8 protein-coding genes are annotated in these 7,764 nt (G+C 59.0%); 2 read left to right on the top strand and 6 right to left on the bottom strand.

Translation table 11 applies throughout. The features are described from left to right. The 6 genes from CKW18_RS29325 to CKW18_RS29350 form a co-directional block, all read right to left on the bottom strand. On the bottom strand, nt 1-1,456 hold a 1,456-nt coding region (locus CKW18_RS29325; protein ID WP_256587126.1), incomplete at its 3' end, for a DUF6531 domain-containing protein. Between the two features lie 231 nt (nt 1,457-1,687). Next, the gene (locus tag CKW18_RS29330) at nt 1,688-2,095 is read right to left on the bottom strand and encodes a sel1 repeat family protein (RefSeq protein WP_095191954.1); all 408 of its coding nucleotides are present in this window, start codon (nt 2,093-2,095) and stop codon (nt 1,688-1,690) included. Then, complete coding sequence (locus tag CKW18_RS29335; protein ID WP_003223109.1) at nt 2,096-2,467, bottom strand: hypothetical protein; 372 nt, start codon at nt 2,465-2,467, stop codon at nt 2,096-2,098. It abuts the gene before it with no gap. Continuing rightward, the gene (locus CKW18_RS29340) at nt 2,464-2,805 is read right to left on the bottom strand and encodes a helix-turn-helix transcriptional regulator (RefSeq protein ID WP_095191955.1); all 342 of its coding nucleotides are present in this window, start codon (nt 2,803-2,805) and stop codon (nt 2,464-2,466) included. The genes CKW18_RS29335 and CKW18_RS29340 overlap by 4 nt, the downstream gene beginning before the upstream one ends. 112 nt (nt 2,806-2,917) lie before the next feature. Then, a complete protein-coding gene (locus CKW18_RS29345) occupies nt 2,918-3,373 on the bottom strand; it encodes a YkvA family protein (RefSeq protein ID WP_095191956.1) in 456 nt (151 codons plus the stop codon). 300 nt (nt 3,374-3,673) lie between these two features. After that, a complete protein-coding gene (locus CKW18_RS29350) occupies nt 3,674-4,393 on the bottom strand; it encodes an FKBP-type peptidyl-prolyl cis-trans isomerase (RefSeq protein ID WP_064117321.1) in 720 nt (239 codons plus the stop codon). 270 nt (nt 4,394-4,663) lie between these two features. Here CKW18_RS29350 and CKW18_RS29355 point away from each other — a divergent pair, with 270 nt between their 5' ends. Beyond that, complete coding sequence (locus tag CKW18_RS29355; RefSeq protein ID WP_095191957.1) at nt 4,664-6,472, top strand: di-heme-cytochrome C peroxidase; 1,809 nt, start codon at nt 4,664-4,666, stop codon at nt 6,470-6,472. A 26-nt stretch (nt 6,473-6,498) separates the two neighbouring features. Next, on the top strand, nt 6,499-7,632 hold the full coding sequence (locus CKW18_RS29360; protein WP_095191958.1) for a catalase family protein: 1,134 nt from the start codon (nt 6,499-6,501) through the stop codon (nt 7,630-7,632). The last annotated feature ends 132 nt before the right edge of the window (nt 7,633-7,764 follow it).

Genomic DNA, 7,764 nt, shown 5'->3' on the forward strand with positions numbered 1-7,764 from the left:
TGTTGTGAATCGCCGGCCGCTCGACACTCGGCGCTGGAAACTGAGTGCGACGATTTTCGTGATCCACCCAAACAACAAAATCGCCATCAAACTCCAGCCGATGCGCCAGCGAATGGCTCCAGCCAAAACCCAGCCCGACATCGATCTCGGCGGCGCTGGTGCGATACAACCGGGTGAACTCGAACGGCAACACGCCATCGAGCGTGCCATCCGTCAGGGTCAGCAGTTCCTCGCCAGTAACCATCGACACCGGGCAGCCATTGGTGCAGGTCGAGGGCACGCAATCGGCGCTGTCGCCGTTGGGGTTTTTCGCCTGATCCGAGGCGTCGTCGTGGTGTTCGTCTCTCTTCAACGAGGCATTGCGCCGGGCATTCCAGCGCAGTTGCACCCGGCCTTTTTTCACGCCGGCCGCTATGCCGCGCGCGGCAACGGTTTTGTATTGATCAACGTACTTGATGAAGCCGTTGACGATGCCAAACAGCACCTTCACCAACCGCGTCATCGCTGACAGCAACTGAACCGCGCGATCAGCCAGACGCAGCGTCAGATAAGCGATCCCTGCGCCACCACTGGCGAAAGTCAGCACAACGCTGATCAGCACATCGATCAGCAATTGCACGATCATCATCGACGCCGCTTGAGCGGTTTTGCCGGCGATCTCACTGGGCGGCAACATCTCCAGCCAGAGACTCGCCGTGCGTAGCAGCAAACACAGGGCCGCCTCGTCACTGACCAGCAGTTGAAGCTGCTCCATCACCTCAGGCGCGGTGGCTGCCAGATTGACCAGATCAGTTGCACCACTGCCCAATTGCTCGGCAAACGCCCCCGGATCCTTGAGAATGTCCGAGAGCATCCCGATGCTGTCCCACACCCCCTCAATCGCCGCCCAACTCCCGGCAAGCATGCCGTTGCCCGCTGCCGTCGCCACTGACTGCGACCACTGCGGCTTGAACCCCTGCCACTCGCTGCGCAGCCAGCCATCCAGCTCGCCAGTCAAACCGTCATAGGACTTGAACAGTTCCTCGACCTGCTGCGGGGTAACCTCGCGATGTACATGCACACGATAGAACTTGCCCGGCGTTCCCTTGAATTTGCCTTTGCCAACGGCATCAAGGGTGATGGGCGTCGTTTCGCCGCCATCCACTGCCACCACGTCAACCACGATGTTGCCGAGCGGGATGTCATACACCGACTCGAACTTGCTCTCGATCAGCATCCATCCGCCCTTCGGACACTGGACGACGCTGGAGAAAAACTGATCGTCGCTGCTGCTGACGGCGGTACTGCTTTCGCCGAAGCGGATGATCCGCTCCATGCCCATCAGCGACGGCAGATCCGCGGCATGGCTGACTTTGTCGGCAGCACGGCTGACCCAGTGTTTGAGCTGCTCGCGATAGAGAGTAAGGGTGTCGGGGAAGCTGTCGAGTTCGTGCTCGATACGGGTGACGGCTTCCATCAGCGCACGCTTGGGTGCGGGGTGGACTGAATAACCGGGTCGAGCATGGGCGTTCCCTCGCGCAAAAATTAGGCGCGGGAACTGTGCGGGGGATCACTCAGGAAAGAAGTCAGGCAAGTAGGCGCTTGCCGTAGGACTAATCTGCAAAAGCAAATGACTACAAAGCGTACAAACGAAAACATGGCGTGAGGTTTCCCTCACGCCATGTTTATTGGACAGACCCTAAAAGATTTACTGCGTTGAAGCGCGAGCATTCAGCTCTTGCAATTTGAGCTCGGCCAACGGGTGTCCGGCCTTGGCTGCCATGCCCCACCAGCGCGCGGCCTCCACCGCATCGGGTGCCTTGCTCGGTGTACCGGCAAGACTGATCACCCCGACCTGATAGGCCGCTTTGCCATCGCCAGCCAGTGCCGCCAGACGCAGCAGCCGCACCCCCTCTTCGCGCGCGCCCAAACCCACACCACGAAAGGTCAGGATGTGCCCGTAAAAGCTCTGCGCACCGACGTCGCCGAGGTTGGCCATGCGCGCGAACTGGCCTTCGAGCCAGCGCCAACCGCGCGGTTGGCGGACAAACCATGACCAGTGAAACAACCGCCAGGCCAGCCAGTAGGCGAGCCGCGCCTTGAATTGTAAAAACACTCAGGCCTCCGCCGATTCCGGGTACTCGTACTCAAACACCCTGACCACCTCCGATGCATGCCAAGAGGCGGCGGCAACGCCATCGGACGGCCCGGAAAAACGCCCAAGACGCTCGACACATTCAAAAAAACCGGTGCGCGGCAGGCGACTGGCGCCCTGGCTGATGACCAAAGAACTGCGCAATGGCTGTTCGGCCTTGGCATCCAGTGCGGCCAGATGCTCAAGTGCGGCCGTCAGGGTTTGCATCGCCGGCGTCGGCAATTGCAAACGTTCAAGCAAGGCCCGATAGGTCAGCAGATGGCGCTGCCTGCGCGCCTGGTCCAGCTCTCCCAGCAATCCGTCCCAATGTTGACGACTGATGCGTACGCTCACGATTCGTCCCTCCACCCTGGCACCGTCAGTTCCCAGGCCAGGCTGCGGCGAATCGCGGCGTCGGGCAGACGCTCACCACTTTCAATCATGGCCAGATAAGACGGGCTGATGCCTACCGTGCGGGCCAGCGCCTCGATGACGATGCCCTTCCCTTCGCGCAAACTGCGTAGTTGATCCAGACCTGGAAGAACCGGGTCTGCTGTTGCCGCGAGTGGCGCTGGTGCCTGCTGCGGCGGTGTTTCGTTGATGCCTGCTGCTTTCAGTAGAGACTGATACTGAGCCCATGGCAGAACCGCATATTCGGGTTCGCCATCGCGTGCAATTATCTGAATATCCATGACTACCCCGTAGGACAACAACACTTAGCGAGTCGGCACTTTTCCCTAGAAGTGTAATCCTAACAGCGGCTAAGGTCGCGGGGGCTATCTATCTGCAGGCAGGCTGGCTGAATCAGGGCTTTTTCGGGCCCTGCAGCTGAAGTTGTTCAGGGGTATCGGGCAAGCGCTCGACAACTGCCAGTTTTTCCGGTTGCTGACGGTTGCGCCAGATCCGGAAGGCACTGAGTTCATCGTCGAGGGTTTTCATCAGCCAGGCGAGCACGGCAATGTCGTCAAGCATTCCAAATACCGGGATAAAGTCCGGTATCGCATCCACCGGGCTCAGGAAATACATCAACCCCGCGACCACCGAGATCAGCGCTTTGCCACTGATCGCGCGATACTCGCCGCGCCAGTAAGCCAGGCACAACGCCTGGAGCAGACGCAGATCATCTTTGAGCTTGCCCAGGCGATTGCCTTGCGCAGCGCCTTTACTGGCCACGGCAAACAGCAACGTCGGCAGGCGACCGCGGGCCAACAGGCGACCCGCCAGAGGCAGGAATCGAGCGAAATTCCACGGAGCTTTCATCTATTCCTCCCGTTGAAATGTTATCCACACAAATTGTGGATAACCTTGTGAACAGAGCTGCATTTCAGCGCTGAGAGCCCCGTTTCATAAGGGCTGCGCTCAGATCGGGCGTTTTTTACTCACATAAAAAACCCCAATATTTCATTGACTTGGCGGCTCAGTGCGTCTAGTGCGGGCAGCCTCAAAGGCTATGACTACCGTGACTGGCATCGGTTCGCTCTGTTTACGCTTGCCTTCGTCCAGATGCAACAACGCCCCGCATTAGCGAGGCGTTGTTGTCGAAGCGGTTACTGGTGCCTGTTACTTGGCAGCAGCGGCGTCTTCTTTGGCAGGATCCTTGATGGCCAGCAGTTCCAGGTCGAAAACCAGAACCGAGTTGGCCGGGATTGCCGGGCTTGGCGATTGTGCGCCGTAAGCCAGATCGCTAGGGATGTACAGTTTGTACTTCTCGCCAACGTGCATCAGTTGCAGACCTTCAACCCAACCCGGAATCACGCCGCTGACTGGCAGATCGATCGGGCTGCCGCGCTCGACGGAGCTGTCGAATACGGTGCCATTGGTCAGCTTGCCGGTGTAGTGAACAGTCACTACGTCAGTCGGTTTAGGCTGTGGGCCGTCGGCCTTCTTGACCACTTCGTACTGCAGGCCCGAAGCAGTGGTCGTTACACCGGCCTTCTTGCCGTTTTCTTCGAGGAATTTCTTGCCGGCGGATGCCGACTCTTCGCTCATCTTGGCCATACGCTCTTCAGCACGCTTTTGCAGCGCGGCGAAGGCTTCGACCAGTTCTTCATCTTTCAGCTTCTGTTCTTTCTTGCCGACGGCATCTTCGATGCCCTGGGCTACCGCTTTGGAGTCCAGATCATCCATGCCTTCCTGAGCCAGGCTCTTGCCCATGTTCAGGCCGATACCGTAGGAAGCTTTTTGCGCCGGGGTTTTCAGCTCTACGCTGGTCTGCGAATCACAACCCGCGAGGACCAGGCTTACCAGGGCAACCGCCGCCGCCAACCGATGCTGTTTCATGCTATTTCCTTGTTCATGCGCCGAAAGGGCAATCGAGTAAAGCCGCGAGCTTATCAGGCCGCCACGACCAATGGCTACCGGCATGAGAGCCACAATCTTTCGATAAGTTCAGGGATTAAAACGCATTCAGGCGAAGGGACGATGAAGCTTCTGTCATCTTCATCCGACAACGGCCGACTCAAGTCCCCACGACTTCTGGCGTAATGGCCACTTGCCGCATAGGACCAGGCTCAGGCATAACAGCACAACAATTCGACAAGGACGTTTATCTTGCGCCTCTTATTCCGTGTGCTGACTGTGATCGTCGCGCTGCCGGGACTCGTCCTCGCAGTGGTTTTGTACTACGTTGCCAACCCCAGACTGCCGCTTTATAACCCCGCCCAGCAGGTGCATTACCTGAATCAGTGGACGGAGGAGGAACGGCAGACCTATTACTTCACCCCTCAAGGCACGCAAGTCAAGGGGCTGCGCTATGAGTGGTTCCAGGCACTTGAGTTGCCCTTTTCGCAACAACGTTTCGCCTCTCCCGAATACCTCGCACGCTTTGGCTTTCTGATTGATCCGCAGCACAAACCCACGCCGAACAATCCCGGCAATTTGCCGGTCGGCTTTGCGCGGCACCAGAAACCGGGCGACACCGAGCAATATCTCGACATAACTTGCGCGGCTTGCCACACCGGTGAATTACGTTTCAAAGGCCAGGCTGTGCGCATCGACGGCGGTACGGCGCAGCATGTTTTGCCTTCTAGCGTTCCTACGTTACGTGGTGGCAGTTTCGGACAAGCATTGGTCGCAAGTCTGACCTCGACTTACTACAACCCGTGGAAATTCGAACGCTTCGCGCGCGCGGTGTTGAGTGATGGCTACGAAGCGCGTCACGAGCAACTGCGCAAGGATTTCAAAGCCTCGCTGGACACTTTTCTGAAAGTGGCATGGAACGACACCCACCGCGGCCTCTACCCCACCGAGGAAGGCCCGGGCCGGGCCGATGCGTTCGGGCGAATTGCCAACGCAACGTTCGGCGATGCCATTTCCCCCGCCAACTATCGTGTGGCCAATGCCCCGGTGGACTACCCGCAACTATGGGACATGTGGACGTTCGATTGGGTGCAGTGGAACGGTTCGGCGCAACAGCCCATGGCGCGCAACATCGGTGAAGCGCTGGGTGTCGGCGCCACCCTGAATTTCTTCGACGCCAATGGCCAACCGCTGCAAGGCGATGATCGCTACGCGTCCAGCGTCCGCGTGCGCGACTTGCACAACATCGAACAAACCCTGCAACGCCTGCAACCGCCCGCCTGGCCCGAAGATCTGTTGGGCGCCGTCGACAAGCCGCTGGCAGCCAGGGGTCGCGCACTGTTTGCCGAAAACTGCGCTGGCTGCCACGTCCCCCGCAAGACTCAGGAAGGCGAACGCTGGGTGCAACATCTGCACATGTTGCCGGTAGACGTCATCGGTACCGACCCGAACGCCGCCAACAACATCGCCACCCACCGCTTCGACCTGACGGCCCTGCAATGGGATCTCAAAGAACTGGAAAAAATGGACGTAAAGCTGCATCCGACGCCTCAGAAACCGCTGGATCTGAGCCAGTTGTCCGTGGCCAAGGGTTTGGCTTACGTCACCGCATTTGTGGAAAACCGCGCCTATCGTGAGGCGAAGGTCACGCCTGAGGAGAAACCCGAACTCGACGGTTTCGGTCTGCCCATCGGCGTGCGCGAAAAAGTCGCCTACAAGGCGCGGCCGTTGGCCGGCGTCTGGGCTACCCCGCCTTTCCTGCACAACGGCTCGGTGCCAAGCATTTATCAGCTGCTGTCTCCGCAAGATGAACGCGTCACCACCTTCTATAAAGGCACGTTCGAATACGACCCAAGACATCTGGGCTATCGCACGGAAGCCTTTACCAACGGTTTCCTGTTCGACACGCGGATCACCGGCAACCACAACAGCGGCCACGAATTCCGTGCAGGCGAACGCGGCAAGGGTGTCATCGGGCGGCTGTTACAGCCGGAGGAACGTTGGGCGTTACTCGAATACCTGAAAGTCCTCGGCGGCCCACTGGAGGCGCAATTGCCATGATCTCGACCTTCAAGAAAGAATTGCCGATGCTGGCCCGACTCTGGTTGTGGCTGGGTCGCTTGCTGGGCAAAACCTTGCTGATTCTGCTCGCTATCGGCCTGCTCGGCTGGGCCATCGCCACGGCGTGGTTCGCCTGGCAGCAACGCGGCCCGGTTTCGGCCCTGGAGCTGATTCCGCCCGGCGAGTCGGCCATGACCCAGGACGTGATCCAGACCGCTGTGCGAATCGTCGATCAACACCGCGAAAGCACGCGGTACTTGCGTGACGCACACGCCAAGGCGCACGGGTGTGTGAAGGCAGAGGTGCAAGTGCTGCCGCAATTGGCGCAGTCATTGAGGCAAGGCGTATTCAGCGAGCCGGGTAAAACCTGGCAGGCGATGATTCGCCTGTCCAATGGCAATGCCTATCCGCAATTCGACGCCATTCGCGATGCCCGCGGGATGGCGATCAAATTGCTCGATGTACCCGGCAAACCGTTGCTGGGCGACCGCCAGGGCCAGCACGAACAAGACTTCGTGATGTTCAACCATCCGAACTTCTTTGTCAGCGATGTCGCCGAGTATCGTCAGAATGTGGCGGCGCAGGCTGAAGGCAAAAAGATCCTGGCGTTTTTTCCGGGCTGGGATCCGCGCAGTTGGCAAATCCGGCATTTATTCATCGCGCTGGCGACACTGTCGCCGCCACCGGACAGTCCGACGGGGACGACTTACTTTTCGGTATCGCCGTACAAGTTCGGGGAAGCCAATGCGAAGTTTCGGGTGACGCCCGATCCGGACAATTGCCCGGCTTACGTTTTGCCCGGACAGAACCACGATTTGCCGAACTTTTTACGCAGCGCGTTGAATCAGCAACTCTCTACAGATCGGGTGCCGGCGTGTTTTGTTCTGCAGATTCAGCGCCAGGATGTGCACAAGTACATGCCGATTGAAGACACCAGCATCGAATGGCGCGAGCAGGATTCACCGTTTGAAACCGTGGCGCGGATCACTCTGCCGCCGCAGGACTTTGATACGCCGGCGTTGAATCTGGCGTGCGACAACCTGTCGTTCAATCCGTGGTTTGGTATTGAGGCGCATCGGCCGATTGGCGGGATCAATCGACTGCGCAAGGCCGTGTATGAAGCGGTGAGCGATTATCGGCACAGCCGGAATGCCCTGTAGGAGGGGCCGCCCCGTCTTCGACGCCGCGCTGTCGCGCAGCAAACTGGGGCTAGAGTAGAAGAGCGCGCGCGGGGCAGAGACCGTCATTAGCACTGGTGTGACAGCACCCGAGTAGGAGAGTGGTCCGCACGG

Origin of the sequence: Pseudomonas sp. Irchel 3E19 (assembly GCF_900187585.1) — a bacterium.
GTDB lineage: Bacteria > Pseudomonadota > Gammaproteobacteria > Pseudomonadales > Pseudomonadaceae > Aquipseudomonas > Aquipseudomonas baetica.

Excerpts from the sequence above, each read along its gene's own strand:
- CKW18_RS29360 (WP_095191958.1), top strand. The coding sequence starts at position 6,499 with ATGCTGGCCCGACTCTGGTTGTGGCTGGGTCGCTTGCTGGGCAAAACC.
- CKW18_RS29350 (WP_064117321.1), bottom strand. The coding sequence starts at position 4,393 with ATGAAACAGCATCGGTTGGCGGCGGCGGTTGCCCTGGTAAGCCTGGTC.
- CKW18_RS29345 (WP_095191956.1), bottom strand. The coding sequence starts at position 3,373 with ATGAAAGCTCCGTGGAATTTCGCTCGATTCCTGCCTCTGGCGGGTCGC.
- CKW18_RS29340 (WP_095191955.1), bottom strand. The coding sequence starts at position 2,805 with ATGGATATTCAGATAATTGCACGCGATGGCGAACCCGAATATGCGGTT.